16 protein-coding genes and 4 tRNA genes are annotated in these 19,266 nt (G+C 59.9%); 16 read left to right on the forward strand and 4 right to left on the reverse strand.

Annotated elements, in window-relative coordinates; genetic code table 11:
- The coding region (gene cas9, locus B2696_RS02965) for a type II CRISPR RNA-guided endonuclease Cas9 (protein WP_286953824.1) at positions 1–3,329 on the reverse strand (3,329 nt) is incomplete at its 3' end.
- Positions 3,330–3,578: 249 nt separating this feature from the next.
- Positions 3,579–4,547 carry a 1,4-dihydroxy-2-naphthoyl-CoA synthase gene (locus B2696_RS02970; RefSeq protein ID WP_075729070.1) on the reverse strand — a complete coding sequence of 323 codons (969 nt, stop codon included), beginning with the start codon at positions 4,545–4,547 and terminating at the stop codon, positions 3,579–3,581.
- A 61-nt stretch (positions 4,548–4,608) separates the two neighbouring features.
- Here B2696_RS02970 and B2696_RS02975 point away from each other — a divergent pair, with 61 nt between their 5' ends.
- The 7 genes from B2696_RS02975 to B2696_RS03005 are packed head-to-tail and all read left to right on the forward strand — an operon-like array spanning position 4,609 to position 12,927.
- Entirely contained in the window at positions 4,609–5,643 is a 1,035-nt protein-coding gene (locus B2696_RS02975; RefSeq protein ID WP_286953825.1) for an o-succinylbenzoate synthase, read from the forward strand.
- Between the two features lie 23 nt (positions 5,644–5,666).
- The gene (locus B2696_RS02980; RefSeq protein WP_286953826.1) at positions 5,667–8,075 is read left to right on the forward strand and encodes an excinuclease ABC subunit UvrA; all 2,409 of its coding nucleotides are present in this window, start codon (positions 5,667–5,669) and stop codon (positions 8,073–8,075) included.
- Positions 8,076–8,131: 56 nt separating this feature from the next.
- Positions 8,132–8,827, forward strand: coding sequence for a hypothetical protein (locus B2696_RS02985; RefSeq protein WP_286953827.1), 696 nt, complete (start codon positions 8,132–8,134; stop codon positions 8,825–8,827).
- 37 nt (positions 8,828–8,864) lie between these two features.
- Complete coding sequence (gene menD / locus B2696_RS02990; protein ID WP_286953829.1) at positions 8,865–10,490, forward strand: 2-succinyl-5-enolpyruvyl-6-hydroxy-3-cyclohexene-1-carboxylic-acid synthase; 1,626 nt, start codon at positions 8,865–8,867, stop codon at positions 10,488–10,490.
- 37 nt (positions 10,491–10,527) lie between these two features.
- Positions 10,528–10,968 carry a DUF3592 domain-containing protein gene (locus B2696_RS02995; RefSeq protein ID WP_075730982.1) on the forward strand — a complete coding sequence of 147 codons (441 nt, stop codon included), beginning with the start codon at positions 10,528–10,530 and terminating at the stop codon, positions 10,966–10,968.
- Positions 10,969–11,026: 58 nt separating this feature from the next.
- Positions 11,027–12,226, forward strand: coding sequence for a glycosyltransferase family 4 protein (locus B2696_RS03000; protein ID WP_075729074.1), 1,200 nt, complete (start codon positions 11,027–11,029; stop codon positions 12,224–12,226).
- Positions 12,227–12,237: 11 nt separating this feature from the next.
- Positions 12,238–12,927 carry a demethylmenaquinone methyltransferase gene (locus B2696_RS03005; RefSeq protein ID WP_075729075.1) on the forward strand — a complete coding sequence of 230 codons (690 nt, stop codon included), beginning with the start codon at positions 12,238–12,240 and terminating at the stop codon, positions 12,925–12,927.
- Here B2696_RS03005 and B2696_RS03010 read toward each other — a convergent pair.
- Entirely contained in the window at positions 12,924–14,183 is a 1,260-nt protein-coding gene (locus B2696_RS03010; protein ID WP_286953830.1) for a geranylgeranyl reductase family protein, read from the reverse strand. The two genes, B2696_RS03005 and B2696_RS03010, sit on opposite strands and share 4 nt — an antisense overlap.
- A gap of 100 nt (positions 14,184–14,283) precedes the next feature.
- Here B2696_RS03010 and B2696_RS03015 point away from each other — a divergent pair, with 100 nt between their 5' ends.
- The 9 genes from B2696_RS03015 to rplA all read left to right on the forward strand — a co-directional run bounded on the left by B2696_RS03015 (position 14,284) and on the right by rplA (position 18,889).
- Positions 14,284–15,288 carry a polyprenyl synthetase family protein gene (locus B2696_RS03015; protein WP_286953831.1) on the forward strand — a complete coding sequence of 335 codons (1,005 nt, stop codon included), beginning with the start codon at positions 14,284–14,286 and terminating at the stop codon, positions 15,286–15,288.
- A gap of 64 nt (positions 15,289–15,352) precedes the next feature.
- Positions 15,353–15,434, forward strand: a tRNA-Tyr gene (locus B2696_RS03020).
- A gap of 214 nt (positions 15,435–15,648) precedes the next feature.
- Positions 15,649–15,721: transfer RNA gene (locus B2696_RS03025), tRNA-Thr, on the forward strand.
- A 44-nt stretch (positions 15,722–15,765) separates the two neighbouring features.
- Positions 15,766–15,837: transfer RNA gene (locus B2696_RS03030), tRNA-Met, on the forward strand.
- Positions 15,838–15,968: 131 nt separating this feature from the next.
- Positions 15,969–16,044: transfer RNA gene (locus B2696_RS03035), tRNA-Trp, on the forward strand.
- Positions 16,045–16,067: 23 nt separating this feature from the next.
- The gene (secE, locus tag B2696_RS03040; protein WP_276623189.1) at positions 16,068–16,397 is read left to right on the forward strand and encodes a preprotein translocase subunit SecE; all 330 of its coding nucleotides are present in this window, start codon (positions 16,068–16,070) and stop codon (positions 16,395–16,397) included.
- Positions 16,398–16,534: 137 nt separating this feature from the next.
- A complete protein-coding gene (gene nusG, locus B2696_RS03045; RefSeq protein WP_286953832.1) occupies positions 16,535–17,434 on the forward strand; it encodes a transcription termination/antitermination protein NusG in 900 nt (299 codons plus the stop codon).
- Between the two features lie 225 nt (positions 17,435–17,659).
- Complete coding sequence (gene rplK, locus B2696_RS03050; RefSeq protein ID WP_075729080.1) at positions 17,660–18,103, forward strand: 50S ribosomal protein L11; 444 nt, start codon at positions 17,660–17,662, stop codon at positions 18,101–18,103.
- A gap of 81 nt (positions 18,104–18,184) precedes the next feature.
- A complete protein-coding gene (rplA, locus tag B2696_RS03055; RefSeq protein WP_286953833.1) occupies positions 18,185–18,889 on the forward strand; it encodes a 50S ribosomal protein L1 in 705 nt (234 codons plus the stop codon).
- 198 nt (positions 18,890–19,087) lie between these two features.
- On the opposite strand, the gene B2696_RS03060 is transcribed toward rplA, so the two are convergent.
- Positions 19,088–19,266, reverse strand: a 179-nt coding sequence (locus B2696_RS03060; protein WP_349679250.1) for an HNH endonuclease, incomplete at its 5' end; no start/stop codon positions are given.

Below are 19,266 nucleotides of genomic sequence, written 5' to 3' on the forward strand. Positions count from 1 at the left end.
CACGATTTGCGGGCAAGCCCACACGAGACTGGCAGATGCGCCGCACTAGTTAGTCGGACGCGACCGAGAGAGTCCCTCCGAATAACAGAGACACAACCCTTTGAAAGCAGTTTGTTGATCGATACTCTCCAAGTTTTGGTTAGGATGCTGACGGAATCCTTGGAGGCTTCTTTCGGGAGGCCTTCAGCGCTCATGAGAAGGGGACGAAGGCGAACTTTCGCGTTGGAGTCGAAACCTTCTAATCGCCATCGCTTCTGTATTCCAAGCTCCTGCTGCATCCCAGCAATCTGACCAGTGGTGAAAGAGAAAGTATCGATAATCAACTCATCATTGCTGACTACCCAACCAAGATACTCGGCATGTCCTTCAGCGAGAGCCTTCCGCAATTTCGGCTCTGCCTGCCGCATTGAGATGGTTTGCGGCTTGATCTCCACATTGAAAAGGTCGGAGTCTCGGTGCTTGGCAAGGTCGATGTTGTAGACGCGAAGCATCGCATAAACCGGTCTCTTACCTGATGTGATGCGGTAAATTCGGGCGTGGTGGAATCTGTTGAGTTCGGCATACCCGCCGCGGACTTTTATTGCACCTGCAGCAACAGGAAAAACTTCAATCTCATCATCCGCATCGTACCAAGACCCGTGAATGCGAATCTTGCGGTCGGGATTCTCAGGAAGGCCATGTTTGGGGTCAAAATCATGAGCTCTGGTAAGCGCGCACCAGAGAGCTTCGGAAGATGCGCGATCAATGTCGCGTGCTGAGATTTCATCGCCAACGCGCAACTTAGATAGTTTTCCTATGCTGTCTTCGTGCGCCCGCCCATTTCCAAGGCGCAGGCGGAGATTTGAAGTTACTGGTATCCGGTCTTCTTGTAGTGCTCTTTGGAGAAGCGCAGCAAGGCGCTGCATCCGTGGGAGCCAGGCGTTCCACGCAGCGCGATGGGCTGCATCGCTACCTGTAAACTCCTTCCATTGGTAAGTCCCATTGGTGATTCGTGAGGAATCACGCTTATTACCTCGAATGGCGAGGGTTTCTGCGATGAAGTTACGCACGAAAGCCACAACAGCAGCATCAATTGCATGGTGTCTGCGATCTAAACGCGACTTTCCTGTTCCGTCGATGAACTGGAGCTTGTCAGAGATTCCGGAGGCTTTTCTCGCCTCGGCTGTGATCTGTCCGCGATAGACTGCGACGGATGTTTCTTCATCGGCGAAACGTTGCGCTATACGGCTGCGAAGCTCGTTGGCCATCCATGCCACGGATTCCATTGAACGAGCATCGATAGGCTCATCCAATGAAGTCCGCCGGAACCTTTGACAAACCGCGTTGCGGAAGTCGTTGAACTGCTTCTTGGTGATTTCCGAGTCTTCGACCCAATGGCGGGTGCGCTCCAAGGCCTCCTTGACGCTAACTCCCGGAATCGTTGATTTTTCGGCCCAAAGAGCAAACGGTGTGTTCTTCTTTGAAAGATTGCAGCGATGACAAACCGCCACTAAGTTCTCTCTAGTGTTAGTGGATCCCTCGCCAGCACGGGGAACAATATGGTCCATTTCGCAGCTAGCGTAGGTAATCTTTCCGCCGCAGTAAGCGCATTGACAGTTTTGGCGCCGCACGGATTGATAACGCCATAAATCGGAGCGCCGGAAATGTCCATCGATTCCTAGGATCTCTTGCATCTCGGTGAAGAGTTTGCGATTGCGTGTGGCCCTGCGGTTGTTTTCCCTGTCGAGTTCTGTTGCTTTTGATTTACTGATGAACCCATCACGGACGTGTTCGATGACGATGGATTGCGGGGCGCCCCACTCATCGGCAGCAGCTTCTAGCCATCGAGCGACGCCTTTCAACACGCGATCGACGGCAGGGTTACCAACCGGCTCACCAATCTTCGGTGCCGGTGGGGCCCAATCCTCCGGTATGTCGAACTCAATTCTCTGCGCATTATGAAGATCGACGTTATCGTCGAGCATCCTCTTCGTAAGGCGATCTAGTGTGTCTGCGCTGTATGCGGCTCGCCCCATTGGCAGATGCAAAGAATCGAGCTTTTCCTGTTCGGTCTCATCGAGCTCGGCGAAGAAAGCTTGTACCAGTGCGCCTTCAGGTGAATCATGGTCATCAACTTCTGCATTCGACAGTGCCTTTAGCATTGCGGACCGCGCTGCCTCGTTCGCAGTTTTCCACCAGTTTGCGAGTGCTTTTACTTTGCAGCTCAAGATGGTTCGATTGGTGTCATGAACAGGTGGGCGAGCGCCTGCCCGTTCGCCATCATTTGTCATGGTTGCTGTTCCCAGCAGATTGCCGCGATCAATCTGCAGTAGATCAGAGATAGCCAGCCAGCTAGCTTCCTTATTTGCATCGAGGTTGACCAAATAATCGAAGACCAAAAGCCGTTGCTCCGCGCTTAGCTGCTCTTTGGCCTGGCCATTGCGAATGCGAAGATTTCCGGTTAGAGCTGCAATTCGATACCGCTGAAAAGAATTTGAAGCTTTTAGCGCGCGGTCCTTACTCGGTTGCAGCGGATCTTTTCCTACTCGGCCAGATTGCGCGCCCTTGGGTGATTCAGCGGCGAATACAAGATCAAGCAGCTTCTTTCGCAATTCATCCGACAGATTCTGTGTCTTGCATATCTCATTGATCTCCCTGGCATGATCCACCTGTTGAAGGCGAGCTGAGATGACTGCGTGCTTTATCTCGCCTTCTCGGCCTGCCTTTTCTTTTGCCTTATCTTTGTTTTTACCTCCGCCGCGGAGGCGATCGCTACCCAGATCTGCGAAAGCAATAAGCTGTCCTACCGTGGCATTTTCTGGAATTTTCTTACCAGTTCTAGCCTCCAGATCTTCACGAATTTGTACAAACGCGTCACTCGGCGGCCCAGGGTTATACAGAGAAGTGGTCTTTTTATAAGGGTTACGCCATCCGCGGTGGTTTGCAATGTGGCGAAAAGCGATGGATAGCTTTTCGCCGCGTTCCGCTGGATCTTTGATGAGCCCGTTGACCAGCTCTACGCGGGCTTTCCATGGGAGATAGGAGTCAGGGTAAGACTCGAAGGGTTCAGTGATCCACCCTTGAGCATCTAGAAACTTCTCTAGCTTGATAACCCGATGGCGGCGCTTACGATACAAGCGGCGAGTTCTGCGTGCTATCCCAGAGGAGGCGAGCCGGGTAACAGCGCTTTTCTGTTGATCTGGGTCGACGCCTGAATCGTGGATTAGGGACGTCGCGCTGAGAATTTCTACGGGGTAGTCATCCTCGTCGATAGCGATGGCTGCGCAACCGAGAGAGTACGAACCGACGTCAATACCGACGCGGTAACGGAGAGAGGTAGAAGGAGACAAGGTAGGGGTTCCTTTGGTATGAAAAAACCGACACCCTGGGGTGTCGGCCGGAGCATTCACTATCGAAATCGAGCCGATAGTTTACTGAGGTTCAGTTCTCGAAAGAATGTTAACTCAACCATTAGCTTCCGTCTAGCGAACTCAGAGAAAACCTGAGAAAAGTGGGTAGCTTCATACGAAGCGATTGTATTCAGCCGGGTCAGTTTGTTTCGGAGACCTTTGGCTATGGGTGAGCTTTCTTTCATTAACCTAGTAGTAGTAAGGAAACTCGTCCCAGTTGGGCGCGCGCTTTTCCAGGAAGGCCTCTTTGCCCTCGACGGCTTCGTCGGTCATATAGGCCAGGCGGGTGGCCTCGCCGGCGAAGACTTGCTGGCCCATGAGGCCGTCGTCGGTGAGGTTGAAAGCGAACTTGAGCATGCGCTGGGCGGTGGGGGACTTGGTGTTGATTTCCCTTCCCATCTGTATAGCGGCGTCCTCGAGGTCGCCGTGATCGACAACCTCGTTGACTGCGCCCATCTGCTGCATGCGCTCGGCGTTGTAGGTGCGGCCGAGGAAGAAGATCTCGCGGGCGTATTTCTGACCCACCATCTTGGCGAGGTAGGCGGAGCCATAGCCGGCGTCGAAGGAGCCAACGTCGGCGTCGGTCTGCTTGAAGCGGGCCTCTTGACGTGAGGCGATGGTGAGATCGCAGACCACGTGCAGGGAGTGCCCGCCGCCGGCAGCCCAGCCATTGACCACGGCGATGACGATCTTGGGCATGGTGCGGATGAGGCGCTGGACCTCGAGGATGTGCAGGCGCCCACCCTCCACTTTCTCGCGGGCGGCATCGACGGTGCTCTCATCGGCCACCGCATCATCGTGGGCATGCGAGGTGGCATAGCGGTAGCCGGAGCGGCCGCGGATGCGTTGATCCCCGCCGGAGCAAAAGGCCCAGCCGCCGTCCTTTGCAGAGGGGCCGTTGCCGGTCAGCAGCACCGTTCCCACGTCGGGGGTGCGGCGGGCGTGGTCGAGGACGCGGTAGAGCTCGTCGACGGTGTGTGGGCGGAAGGCATTGCGCACCTCGGGGCGATCGAAGGCGATGCGCACGATACCGCCGGCGCGGCCCGGTTCCGTCAGGCGGTGGTAGGTAATGTCCGTGAGATCCTCGAAGCCGGGAACGGCGTTCCACAACTTGGGGCGGAACGGGTTAGCAGTGCTGTACTTCTGGTGTTCGCTCATGGGTTAATACAGTAGTACCCGCCGCGGGTTGCGGAGGAGCATAAGCATTAAGCTAGCCCTCATGAATCTAGAAGAAGTACGGGAGCGCTCCCACGTTGTTGCTTTGCCGCTGGCGGTGAAGTTCCGCGGGATCACCACCCGCGAGGCGCTGCTTATCGAAGGCCCGGCCGGATGGGGCGAGTTCTCCCCCTTCCTGGAGTACGGGGCCAAGGAATCCGCGCCGTGGTTGGCTGCGGGGCTGGAGGCTGCAGTAGAGGGCTTTCCGGAGCCGGTACGTGATTCCATCGAGGTCAATGGCACCATCCCGGCAGTTCCTGCCAGTGAGGTCGTCGACGTCATGCAGCGCTATCCGGGTTGCCGCACCTTCAAGATCAAGGTGGCGGAGCCGGGGCAGAGCTTGGCAGAGGATGTCGCGCGCGTCGATGCCGTGCGCGAATACGTCGCGGCCAGCGGCAAGGTGCCGGTGCTGCGCGTCGATGCTAATGGCGGCTGGAGCGTTGAGGAGGCTGTTGCCGCAGCCAAGGCCTTGATGCCCCTGGACTACCTGGAGCAGCCTTGCGCCACGGTGGAGGAGTTGGCGCAGGTGCGCCAGCAGCTCATGCGCGCCGGGCTCTTTGTGCGCGTCGCGGCGGATGAGTCCATTCGCAAGGTAAGTGATCCCTACCGCGTGGCGCAGCTTAAGGCGGCGGATGTTGCGGTACTCAAGCCCGCGCCTTTGGGCGGAGTGCGCCGTGTCCTAGACCTAGCGCAGCACCTGCGCGAGCGCCACATGGACATCACGGTGGCTTCGGCGCTGGATACCTCCATTGGAATCGGCATGGGGCTGGCCACCGTTGGCGCGCTGCCGAAGATCTACGATGACGAAGATATCGACGTCACCCCGGCTGCCGCCGGCCTGGCCACGGGCTCGCTCTTTCTCGAGGACGTCACCGCCCCGCGCCAGATCGTCGACGGGCACCTCCCGCTAGAGATTCTGGCGCCTGATCCCGCACGCCTATCAGCGTTGGCAGCCCCTGCCGCGCGCCGGGACTGGTGGCTTGAGCGCGTGCGCGAGTGCTGGGATGTGCTCGAAGCCCGCGAAGACTCACGAGGATAGCGCCTGATACTACGGTGGGGAACATGACTGAATCCGGCATGATCAAAGTCCACGATGCCCACCTGCATAACCTGCGCCACGTTGACGTTGCCATGCCGCGGGGGCGCCTGGTTGCCGTGACCGGGGTTTCGGGCTCGGGGAAGTCCTCCCTGGCCTTTGGAACCATCCACGGGGAGGGCCAGCGTCGCTACCTAGAATCGGTGGCGCCTTTTGCGCGTCGCCTCATCGGCTCCGCCGTGGACCCGCAGGTAGGTGGCATTGCCGGCTTGCCGCCCACGGTGGCGCTGCAACAGACGGCGTCGGCAGGCGGGGCGCGCTCGACCGTGGGAACCGTCTCTGCCATATCGAACTCCGTGCGGCTGCTCTTTTCGCGCGCCGGGGACAACCCCCAAGGGCTGGACTCGGACTGCTTTTCTCCCAATACGCCGGAGGGAATGTGCCCGCGCTGCCAGGGCACAGGAGTCGTGCACATCCCCACGGAATCCTCGATGGTGCCCGATCCACAGCTGAGTATCGACGAGGGCGCAATCGCCGCCTGGCCGGGGGCCTGGGCGGGGAAGAACTTCCACGATATCCTGCAGGCTTTGGGCTACGATTTGCAGGTTCCGTGGAAGGATTTGCCGGCCAAGCAGCGCGAATGGATTCTTTTCACCGATGAGCGCCCAGTGGTCACCGTCAAGCCGCATCGCGGCGCGGACCAGATTCAGCGCAACTATAAGGGCACGTGGCGTTCGGTGGCGAGCTATCTGACCAAGACTCTCGCGGAGACGAACTCGGATACTCTGCGTCGGCGCACGCTCCAATTTTTAGAGACCCACGAGTGCCCGGTCTGCCACGGTCGCAGGCTCAATCCGGCGGCGCTAAAGGTGACGTATTTGGGCATGCCAATCGACGCCTTCAATGCCCTGTCCCTTGAACGCGCACTGGCGCTGGTGCAAGGCCCACGCCCGCAGGATAATAGCGCGGAGGCACTGCTGCTCAAGCAGGTTATCCCGGCTCTGCGCTCGGCCGTGGACTTAGGGCTGGGGCACTTGAGCCTGGACCGCCCCACGAGTTCCCTTTCCGCGGGAGAATTGCAGCGCATCCGGCTGGCGGCGCAGCTGCGCTCCGGGCTTTTCGGGGTTACCTATGTCCTTGACGAGCCCTCGGCAGGCCTCCACCCGGAGGAGCGCTTCGCAGTAGTGGACCTGTGCCGCGATTTCATCGCGGGCGGCAACTCCGTTCTGCTGGTCGAGCACGACATGGATCTGGTGGCGCGCGCCGACTGGATTGTTGATGTAGGTCCGTTCGCCGGCGAGCGTGGGGGAGAGATCCTCTACTCCGGGCCCGTGTCTGAGTACCTGGCTGAGAAACCCGGCGACACTGACAGCCCGACGCGGAAGGCTCTGCTGCACCGCACGCTGCACCCCAAGGCGCAGCCCACTGCCGCCACCCACACGCTGCGCCTGCGCGGGGTGGAATGCCGCAGCATCGAAGGCCTCGACGTCGACTTCGGCCTCGGTCAGTTCACTGCAGTGACGGGGCTTTCCGGCTCGGGTAAGTCCACGCTTGTCTCCACCGTGCTCGCAGGCCTGGTGCGCGAGCATGGTGAGAGCAGTAACAAGGATGGTGGATGGGGCGTCGCCAAGCAGGAGGGACTGGAGCATATCTCGCGGCTGGTGCAGATTACGCAGAAACCCATTGGGCGGACCCCGCGCTCCACATTGGCCACCTACACAGGGCTTTTCGACGGCGTGCGCAAGCTCTTCGCCCACACCGACGAAGCGCGGCGCCGCAAGTGGGGCGTCTCTCGATTCTCCTATAACGTCAAGCAGGGGCAGTGCCCTACCTGCGGCGGCGCAGGCAAGATCGAGGTCGAGCTGGTGTTCCTGCCCGGTGCCTATACGCGCTGCCCGGATTGCGACGGCAAGCGCTATAACCCGGAGACGCTCGAGGTGACCTGGCAGGGGTATTCCATAGACCGCATTCTTGACCTCACCGTGGATGAGGCAGCAGAAGTATTCGCAGCGGAGCCGGCGGTTTCTCGTTCCCTAGAGACGCTGCAGGCCGTTGGCCTGGGATATTTGCGCTTAGGTCAGGGTGCCCCGGAGCTGTCAGGTGGGGAGGCCCAGCGCATTAAACTTGCCACCGAACTGCAACGCTCGCGTACCTCGCGGCGTGGGCACACTCTATATCTCCTTGACGAGCCCACCTCGGGCCTGCACCCGGCCGATAGCGCGGTTCTCAACGCCGAACTACATAGTCTGTTGGAGTCTGGCAACACCGTTATCGTGGTCGAACACGATCTGGACATGATCTCCACCGCGGACCGCGTGTTAGAGATGGGCCCGGGGGCAGGCGCCGCCGGTGGGCGCATCATCGCGGAAGGAACTCCGGCGCAGATTGCCACGCTCGATACCCCCACGGGGCGCGCCCTGGCTCGCCGCATGTGATCTCTTTTTAGGTTTCCGGGTGCATGATCCAAGGTGTTTAGGGTATTTCTAAGAGCATGACTAAAAACGGCTACGGCGATGACGAGAAGAACACTTGGGGCAACTCCGGCGGTTATTCCGATGATGAGACCCGTCAGATCGGTCCAGTGACCGGCGGAGGCTTCGGGGGCGACGAGACTCGCGTATTTGGTGCTGGACCGGCATCTTCGCGTCCCAGTTCTGATACCAATCCGAGTCACTCCGGGTCAGACGAGCAGCGCCCCCGCCAGTACTTCCCCGGCCCTGGCGAGCAGCGCTACGCCCCAGAGCCGCAGGCCGGGTATCCGCAGCAGGGCTATTCGCAGCAGGGATATGCCCAGCCTGGCTACGAGCAGGAACCGGGAGAATTCGAATCCGCGCCGGGAAAGAAAAAGAAGAGCGGGGGCGGCGCGGGCTTGGCTGGCGTATTTGCCGCGATTGCGGCGGTGGCAGTCGTCGCAGCGGGAGCCCTGTTCTTCCTGTGGCGCAACGCGGCGGCAGATGCGGATAAGCCCGCGCCGGCGCCGGTTACTCAGACCATGACCACCCAGGTGCCCACCACGGTGACGGAGACTCACACCGAAGAAGCGCCGGCTTTCCCCTCCGAGCTGCCTTCGGAGTTGCCGAGCGAGCTTCCCAGCGAGCTGAGGGACCGCATTGATTCCGGCGGAGATGAGATCGACGGCCTGCTCAATGATCTCTTTGGCTCTGAAAACACAGGCGGCGGGCAATAGCACCAGAGCCCCAGTGGCCTCAGTAAGATGGGTCGGCATGAGTCAATCCCTGAAGCTGGCCGAATTGGTGGCTGCCCAGTTGGCGCGCCACCTCACAGACGTCATCATTTGCCCGGGATCGCGTAATGCCCCGTTGTCCCTTGCCCTTCTGGCACGCACCGACATCCGCGTCCATTCGCGGATCGATGAACGCTCCGCTGCTTTTTGCGCGCTGGGCATGTCCCGTGTGCAGCGCCGCCACGTCGGCGTAGTAGTCACCTCTGGCACGGCGGTGGCCAACACGCTTCCGGCCATGGTCGAGGCCTCCTATTCGCACACCCCCTTGGCCGTCATCAGCGCCGACCGTCCGGAAAGGCTGCAGGGGACGGGTGCTTCCCAGACCATTGAGCAGCAAGGGATCTTCGGTGTCTTTGCACAGACCACCCACATCAGTCAGGCAGAGGACGTCGCGCTCATCGGGCAACGCTTCTGCACCGATAACGCCGTGCACATCAACGTGGCCTTCGATCTCCCCTTGGTCGACGAGGAGCTTCCGAGTACCCCGAGCGATCGCACCCTGCGCAAAGCGCCGACTCCTGCCTGGGTAAATCACGGGCAGGTAGCCATCGATCTTTCCAAGAACACGCTGGTGATTGCCGGTGACGAGGCCTGGGAAGTCCCCGGCTTGGAGGACGTGCCCACCATCGCCGAGCCCACTGCGCCCGCTCCCTATCTGCCGGTGCACCCAGCGGCGGCACACATCTTCCGTACTGAGCAGGTCTCCGCCAATAATTACGTGGTCAACACCAAGGCGCAGCAGGTCATCGTGGTGGGCCATCCCACCATGCACCGCGGGGTACTGGCCTTAATCAGCGATCCTGATATCGAGCTGGTTGTGCTTTCTCGCACCGCTGACTTCACCAACCCGCGCGGCGACAACGCGCGGCTGGGTACCACCGTGGCCACGACGGGCGAGCCGAGCAGGGAATGGATCAAAGTGTGCCAGGGCGCCTCGCGCATGGCCGCAGATGCGGTGCGTGAGACCCTGGAGGATCCGGAGCTAGGATTCACCGGTCTTCACGTGGCCGCCGCGGTGGGAGACACCCTGGCGGTGGAGGACACCCTGGTCTTGGGCGCTTCTAATCCTGTGCGCGATGCCTCGCTCATTGGCCTGCCCTTTGATGGCGTAGAGACCTACTCGCCGCGCGGAGCCGCCGGCATCGACGGCACAGTTGCCCAATCCATCGGGGTGGCCCTTGCCACCCAGTCCCGCGAGGCGGCGGAGTGGAGGGCGCCGCGGGTCGTTGCCCTCATCGGGGATGTCACCTTTGTCTACGATGCTTCATCGCTGCTCATCCCGGAGGATAATCCGCGGCCGGAAAACCTCACCATCGTCGTGGCCAACGATAACGGTGGCGGGATTTTCGAGGTCTTGGAGCAGGGTGCGCAGGCTCTGCGGCCCTCCTTTGACAAGGCCTTTGGCACCCCGCATGATGCGGATATATCTGCGTTGGCCCAGGCTTATGGCGCCGACTACCGCGAGGCCAATAATGCCCAGGAGTTGCTCGATATTCTCGCCGAGGTCAAGGAGTTCTCGGCAGGAATCACTATCGTGGAGGCGCACACCACCCGCGCCACGCGCAGGAAGCTCAACGCCGCTCTAGCGGCCAAGGTGGGAAGTTAGTCTCGTGTCGGCGAGGGAGCATCCGCAGGCGGTGGACATGCCGCGTTATACCCCGGCCGTCTATCGTCGGCGCCTTTATCAGGTGATCCTGGCTCTTTATATGGCGGTGTTGGTGGGTTGCGCTGGGATGATGATTGGCTCTTGGCTCAATGACCGCGCCATCGAGTCCAATATGGGGCGCGCGTTGGCAACCGTCAGTGACGTGGGCTGGCTGCGCACCACGGCGGACTTCCAAGACGCCGATGGAATCTATCACTCGCCACCCACGGGACTTCTCTATCCCACCGGCTTGGGTGAGGGGCAGCAGGTGTGGGTCAACTATGCCTTTGATAACCCCGATCTAGTGAAGGTCGAGGGCAGGGAATGGACTCTATCCATCATCCCCGCCTTATCTTCGGCGGTAGTATCGACTTTGATAGCCGCCGCCCTGTGGTGGTCTGTGGGAGCCATCACCCGCCGCGCGGAGTCAGGAAGTTAACCGAGATTTTTCATAGGCGTTACCGCCTTGTGGCCATGGTTGGGAGATGATGGAACGTATGCGAGTAGCGATTGTGGCCGAGTCTTTTCTCCCCAACGTCAACGGTGTCTCCAATTCTGTTCTGCGGATTCTGGAGCATCTGTACCGTACCGGGCAGGGGGCCATAGTCATCGCACCCGGTGCGCGGGAGAACCAAGAAGAGGTCCCGGACTATTTGGGCTTTCCCATCGTGCGCGTGCCCACCGTCAAGGTTCCCCTCATCGATTCGCTGCCGGTGGGGGTGCCCACCCTTGCCGTAGATGAGGCCCTGCGGGAGTTTAAGCCGGACATAATTCACCTGGCCAGCCCCTTCGTCCTGGGCGCGGCCGGCGCTTTCGCCGCGAGACAATTGCGCATTCCCTGTGTCGCCGTCTATCAAACCGACATCGCTGGCTTTGCCACCAAGTACCACCTATCCGCCCTAGCCTATGGGGCATGGGAGTGGATGCGTACTATCCACAACTCCTGCCAGATGACCTTGGCTCCCTCCTCAATGACCATCCACAGTCTTGAGGATCACCGCATCAAGAACGTTCGTCACTGGGGCCGCGGGGTGGATGCCCAGCGCTTCCAACCCGCCAAGCGCTCGGAGGCGCTGCGTCTGAGCTGGGATCCCACTGGGAAGAAGAAGATCATCGGCTTCGTTGGCCGTTTGGCTGCGGAGAAGGGAGTACACCGCCTCAGCGGGCTCAATGGCCGCGATGATCTGCAGCTGGTCATCGTCGGGGATGGCCCTGAGCGCCCCTTGCTGGAGGCGCAGCTGCCCGATGCCATCTTCGTGGGCGCGCTCGGCGGAGAGGAACTGGCGCAGGCCTATGCCAGCCTTGACGTATTCGTCCACGCCGGAGAGTTTGAGACTTTCTGCCAAGCCATCCAAGAGGCACAGGCCTCAGGAGTGCCCACCATTGGCCCGCGGGCAGGTGGCCCGATTGACCTCATCGAGGAGGGTCACAACGGGCTCTTACTCGATGTCGATACCTTCGTTGAGGATCTTCCCTTTGCAGTGGACGCAATCCTAGACCCAGAGATCTACCGTGAGCTGTGCATCAACGCGCGCGCCTCCATTTTTGACAAGACGTGGGACGCGCTATGTCAACAGCTCATGGGCTATTACCGTGAGGTTGTGGAGGAGGCCAATCGCGTGCCCCTGACAATTCTGGGCCAGCACCCCGAACTCCCACGGTGGGCGGCGCGTGCCTTGGGCGCCCGCGTGGCATAAGCTAGTTACTTGTGTCTAAGGCTGATCTAGATAAGAAACCATTCGATGTTGCGCGTATGTTCGACGCCGTCGGGGCAAAGTACGACATTACAAACACCGTGCTCTCCTTCGGCCAAGACCGTCGGTGGCGCAGAATGACCCGCGAGCGCTTGGGGCTAAAGCCGGGGGAGAAGGTGCTCGATCTGGCGGCCGGAACTGCGGTGTCTACCGTTGAGCTATCCAAGTCCGGAGCGTGGTGCGTGGCCTGTGACTTCTCGCAGGGCATGCTGGCCGCAGGCGCGGAGCGTGATGTTCCCAAGGTGGCTGGGGACGGGATGAACCTTCCCTTTGCGGATAATAGCTTCGACGCGGTGACCATTTCTTATGGCCTGCGCAATATTCAGGACTTCGAGCTCGGATTGCGCGAGATGGCCCGGGTTACCAAACCAGGCGGAAGGCTTGCCGTGGCGGAGTTTTCCAAGCCCGTGGTCCCAGTCTTCGGAACCCTATACAAGGAGTATCTCACCCGGCTCCTTCCGCCGGTGGCCAAGCTCGTCTCCTCCAACCCCGAGGCTTATATCTACCTCGCGGAATCCATCAGGGCCTGGCCCGAGCAGGAAGAGCTAGCAGCTGCTATCAACCGTAACGGGTGGAGCGGTGCTGGCTGGCAGAACCTCACCTTGGGGATCGTGGCGCTGCACTCGGCGATAAAGCCTGCCTAGTCGGTGCTCCACAGGGGGCTATGGGAGCGCAGGCGACCTACTGTACCGCCGGCCATTCGCCACGCACGCGCGATGAGATCGCGGTCTTCCTCAGTCACCAGGTTCCCCATCAGGCGCGCGGCTGCGGGCATGAGGATTCTTCCCACCGGACCTCGCAGCGCCAGTGGGCCGGCTACGGGAAGGAACTGCGGGTAGGTCAAAAGGCGCGCGGCCGTGCGCGCCAGCAAGAAGGCCTGTCCGTAGTGTGCCCGCAGTATGTCAGGCCAGGCCAAAGTGAAATCTTTGGGGCCGAGTAACTCTACGGCGAGAGCAGCTGTCTCAAGGCCGTAGTCGATGCCCTCGCCGTTGAGCGGGTTGACGCAGGCCGCGGCGTCCCCGATGAGCATCCAGTTGGCGCCGGCGACGTTAGTGACCGCCCCTCCCATGGGCAGCAGGGCGGAGGCCACATGCTCGATTGGCCCCAGTTTCCACTCAGGACGCTGTTGCTCGGCATAGTGCTCCAGGAGCTTCTTGGTGTTTATCTTGGCGGGGCGGCGTGCGGTGGACAAAGCCCCGAGGCCGATATTGACCTGGCCAAGCTCCTCGCCCAAGGGAAAAATCCAGCCATAGCCCGGCTGTACTGTGCCCTTCTCATCCTGCAACTCAACGTGGGAGTGCAGCCAGGGCTCACCCGCGTGTGGGGAGGTGGCGTAGCTGCGAGCTGCGATGCCATAGACCTCGTCCTTTTGCCAGGTGCGACCCAGCTGCTTGCTGAAGGTCGAACGGACGCCATCAGCCACGATGATCCACCTCGCGCGGACCTCGGCCTCGCCGACGCGGAAACTCACGATGCGGTTGCCGCGTAACTCGGGCGCAGTGGCGGGCGTGCCCGTCCAGAGCGTGGCTCCGGCCTGACGCGCGGCATCGACAACGAGGTTGTCAAAGTGCAGCCGTGGCAAGGCTGTACCAGTCTGCACTGGATAGGTCTGCGGCCACGGGGCGGTGACAGAACCGCCAAAGCCGTGGAGCTTTAGCCCCAGGCTGCGGTATTTGGGGTTGACGTCGAGGTCCAGCTTCTCGAGCTGATGCATCGCGCGGGGGGTGAGGCCATCCCCGCAGGTTTTGTCGCGGGGGAAACGTGCGCCGTCGACAAGCAGTGTCTCGTAGCCTGCTCGCGCGGCATGGATGGCCGCGGCCGCGCCCGCCGGCCCGGCGCCGATGATAGCGACGTCGAAGGTGGATGGGTTATCGATCTGCTCCGGCATAAGGACTATCATTACACGGTACAGATACGTCGAGTGTGTTTAGGTCCGTGGTTTCGGCTACGGTAAGTAATCGACTATCACTCGCATTTTTGAGTCAAAGGGAACGCTTTTAATGACCAACGGCCGAACTCACGCCACTAACGTGGACCTGGGGGATCCGCGGCTAAGCGAGCGCGTGAACGCTGGCATGGCTGCAGTAGAGCAATTGCTGCAATCAGAAATAGACCGCGGGCAGGACTTTTTGAAAGAAAAAGTCAGCCACCTCTCAGCTGCGGGCGGAAAACGCTTCCGCCCCATGATGGCGCTTCTGGCCTCGGAATATGGCTCTCATCCACAAGGCTCCCGTGTGATTAAAGCCGCCACCGTGGTCGAAATGGTTCACGTGGCTACCCTTTATCACGATGACGTTATGGATGAGGCAGACCGTCGCCGCGGCGTCGAATCGGCCAATTCCCGCTGGAGCAACTCCGTGGCCATTCTCGCCGGAGACGCCCTGCTGGCTCACGCCTCACGTTTGATGAGCCAGCTTGATACCCATACGGTGGCGCACTTTGCGGATACTTTCGAAGAGCTCGTCACAGGACAGATGCGGGAGACCATCGGCGTTGGTGAGGCCAATCCCATCGACCACTACACGGCGGTCATCCGGGAGAAGACGGCTGTGCTCATCGCCTCAGCCGGGTACTTAGGTGCCTATCATTCCGGCGCTAGCCCGGAACACGCCGCCGCGCTGCGTCAAATTGGCGGCGCTGTGGGCATGATCTTCCAAATCGTCGATGACATCATCGATATCTTCGGTGACCCGAGGCATTCTGGAAAAACCCCAGGAACAGACTTGCGGGAGGGCGTATTCACGCTCCCAGTGCTCTATGCCTTGGAAGAAGAAGGAGCGGTGGGCGACGGCCTGCGCGAGCTCTTGACTGGCGCCCTCGACACGGACGATGATGTCGAGCGCGCTATAGAGTTGCTGCGTCAGTCTGGCGGGCGCGATAAGGCGATGGCGGATGTCCACGCCTACTTGCGCGTCGTTGAGGAACAGCTCTCAGTTCTCCCCGAGATTCCAGCCAGCCAGGCCCTGCGTCAGCTGGCTGATTTTACGGTCAGCCGAGTGGGCTAACCAGCCGATTTGCACTAAGCCCCCGGCTGCATAGTAAAGTACTTACTCGCACCAAGAAGTGCCTGCCAGGTTGCCCGAGCGGCCAAAGGGAGCGGACTGTAAATCCGCCGGCATTGCCTTCAGAAGTTCGAATCTTCTACCTGGCACAAAAAACCCCCACGGTTTCGACCGTGGGGGTTTCTTGGATCATTGCTGCGCCTTAGCTCCCAACGTGGTCCTTCATTCTCCTTTAAACCTCATTTCTTGAGTGGATATTGCCGTGATGACCTCGTGATTTGTGCTCTTAAGCAGAATCGGGTTAGTATTTTCAAGGCTTCAACGAGAGCACAGCGGTTAAAGCCGCAACTCTAAAGAGGCTGTGCCCCCTTAGCTCAGTCGGTAGAGCGTTTCCATGGTAAGGAAAAGGTCGACAGTTCGATTCTGTCAGGGGGCTCTGTTCACGTCTCCGGCCATTATGGCCGCTGGCTTGAGCGATATGGCGGTGTAGCTCAGTGGTAGAGCAAGCGACTCATAATCGCTGTGTCGCGAGTTCAATTCTCGCCATCGCTACCGGGAAAGAAAAGCGCCCGTGTTGCGGGTGCTTTTTTATTACCAAACTCCGCCCTTTGGGTTGGCTGTTTCATTCTGAAATTGTCGGTCTGGTAGGGTTGAGCCTGCCGTCTTTTTAAGGTGGCAAGCTTAGGGGCGTGGCGCAATTGGTAGCGCAACGGTCTCCAAAACCGTAGGTTGCAGGTTCGAGTCCTGTCGCCCCTGCCAAATTCTTCAAGGAGGAGTTAGCTGTGAATGATGATCAGCAGCCGGAAAAGTCGGGGGCCCCGCGCCCGACCGGTAAGCGTCAACTTTCTGGTGCAGCAACAACCACCACTCAGAGCTACTCTGCAAAGCAGAGTCCTCGGGCTGAGGATAAGTCTGAAGGTGGCCCGGCCGGAACCGTAGTTGGTTTCCCAGGCCAAGTGGTTTCCGAGATTAAAAAGGTGGTCTGGCCCACTTCCAAGGAAATGGTTCAGTACACACTGATCACTTTTGCTTTCCTTATCGTGCTCACCGCTTTGGTCTGGGGCGTAGACACCCTCACCGGCCTCGGAGTTGAGCAGGTCCTCACTCCTTAGTAGGGTGTAGTACATAAGCTTTTATCCCGCTGATTTCCTTAAGGAAACGGCGGGATACTTTTTGCCCAAACTTAGGGCAGGTAGGCTAGAGCGCAGTCAATGCAGGCAGGCCTGCAAGAGATGAGATGGAGTACATCATGAGCGACGAAAACAATGTCGAGACCGTAGAGACCACTGACCCGTCTTTGACGGACGCGGCCACTACCGCGGATGAGGCACAGGCTCCCGCAGCCCCAGAGGCACCCGCAGCAGAGAGCACTGAGGATGCTGCTGCGGCCACCGCTGCTGCCGAGCAGGCTCTCGGAGGGGCAGAGCCCGTTTCGGAAAATGAGAGCGCGGATGCCGAGAATACAGACGCTCAGGTAGCTGAGACCACTGAATCTGATGAGGATGGCGAGTACCGCCGTCGCCTGCGTGAGTTCACTCGCGAGCTGAAGAAGCAGCCCGGCAAGTGGTACATCATCCAGTGCTACTCCGGCTACGAGAACAAAGTGAAGACCAACCTCGACATGCGTGCGCAGACCCTCGAGGTCGAGGATTCCATCTTCGACGTCGTTGTCCCCGTCGAGCAGGTGCAGGAGAGCAAGGACGGCAAGAAGAAGATCGTCAAGAAGAAGCTTCTTCCCGGTTATGTCTTGGTCCGCATGGAGCTTAACGACGCCGCTTGGTCCGTTGTGCGCGATACTCCTGGCGTTACCTCCTTCGTTGGTAATGAAGGCAACGCCACCCCGGTCAAGATTCGGGACGTGGCAAAGTTCCTCATGCCCAATGACACCATCTCTGCCGGCGAGGCGGCCCAGAACCAGGCCGCTGGTGAGCAGGCTATTGCTATGCCGGAGAAGGAGGTGGCCAAGACTTATGCGCACGACTTCGAGGTCGGCGAGGCCGTCACCATCTTGTCCGGCCCCTTGGCTTCCGTCTCTGCCACCATCTCCGAGATTGATGCTGAGACAGGCAAGATGCAAGGTCTGGTCTCCATCTTTGGCCGCGAGACTCCCGTCGAGCTTTCGCCCACTGAGATCGAGCGCATTTCTTAATAGCTGCGTTGCTAGGGCGGCAGGGCTGCCGCCCTAGTGCCAGCTGAGGGCAGATTTTGCCTCGGGCGCACGGTGTTCTACCATGGAACATCGTGCGTCTTTTTTATGCGCACAGTAACTTAGATTTTCACACCCCCCGGTGGCCCGCATAAGGCGAGCATCCGGACAAGGCGTCATTATTCATCGTGGTGGCGTCCTTGGTACCACAGGAATTGAGGTAATTCGATGGCTCCGAAGAAGAAGGTAACTGGCTTCATCAAGCTGCAGATCGAGGCTGGCGCTGCTAACCCGGCTCCCCCGGTTGGCCCGGCACTGGGTGCCCATGGCGTCAACATCATGGAGTTCTGCAAGGCCTACAACGCCGCCACCGAGAGCCAGCGCGGCAGCGTTGTCCCGGTTGAGATCACGGTCTACGAGGATCGCTCCTTTGATTTCAAGCTAAAGACCCCGCCTGCAGCCAAGCTCCTGCTTAAGGCCGCTGGCATCAAGAAGGGTTCCGGCGTTCCCCACACCGAGAAGGTTGGCTCCGTGACCTGGGATCAGTGCAAGGAGATTGCACAGACCAAGTTCGAGGACCTCAACGCTCGCGACATCGACAACGGTGCACGCATCATCGCCGGTACCGCTCGCTCCATGGGCATCACCGTGGACGGAATCCCCGCCAAGTAAGGCGAAATAACAATAATTGCATGTGGTAGGGCCAGCTTCGGCCCGCTCAAACCACGCCAATCCGAGTAAAGGAATTGCTAAATGAGCACCAACTCTAAGGCCTACAAGGCCGCCGCTGAACTGATTGACAAGTCCCGCCTGTACAAGCCTTCCGAGGCTGTCAAGCTGGCCAAGGAGACCTCCTCCAAGAACTACGACGCCACCGTGGAAGCTGTCTTCCGCCTCGGCGTCGATCCCCGCAAGGCTGACCAGCTGGTCCGCGGCACCGTTTCCCTGCCTAACGGCACCGGCAAGAACGTCCGCGTGGCAGTCTTCGCCGAGGGCGACAAGGCTGAGCAGGCTAAGGCTGCTGGCGCCGACATCGTGGGCACCCAGGAACTCATCGAGGCTATCAATGAGGGCAACATCGACTTCGACGTTGCTATCGCCACCCCGGATCAGATGGCTAAGGTCGGCCGCGTTGCTCGCGTGCTGGGCCCGCGTGGTCTGATGCCTAACCCGAAGACCGGCACCGTGACCCCGGACGTCACCAAGGCTGTCACCGAGGTTAAGGGCGGCAAGATCTCCTTCCGCGTGGACAAGGCTTCCAACCTGCACGCCATCATTGGTAAGGCTTCTTTCGACGCTGAGAAGCTCGCCGAGAACTACGGCGCTCTCATGGATGAAATCCAGCGCCTGAAGCCCTCCTCTTCGAAGGGCATCTACGTCAAGAAGGCCACCATCGCCACCACCTCCGGCCCCGGCATCCCCGTCGACGGTTCCGTGGTGAAGGATTACACCGCCTAAGCACTTTCGTTGCATAGGTGCCTAGTTTTTGGCACCGCGCCTAGAACTCCGTCAGCTTCTCTTCTTGGGGGGCTGGCGGAGTTTCGGTGTTCAGGGACATGTGGGGATGCGGACTATTAGCCCGCATAACCTGGACTAAGCGGGCTGGGTTTGTTTTGGGGTGCTGGAAGTCGCCGTTAGGCGGTGTTGACCTAACGGCTAGTGCGTTTGCGGGGGCTGCCAGACTATTGTCCCGCCTTGGCGGGTAAGGCGCCCGCGACGTGGTGGCGCATTCGGATCGTCGTCATTAACCCCGTTGTGGTAGTTACACAAGGTCACCAGGTTGGCAACGTTGGTCTCCCCACCATGACTGCACGGTGTGAGATGGTGGAACTGGC

This window comes from Corynebacterium sp. UBA4397, from assembly GCF_002390965.1.
In the GTDB taxonomy this organism is placed as follows: Bacteria; Actinomycetota; Actinomycetes; order Mycobacteriales; family Mycobacteriaceae; genus Corynebacterium; species Corynebacterium flavescens.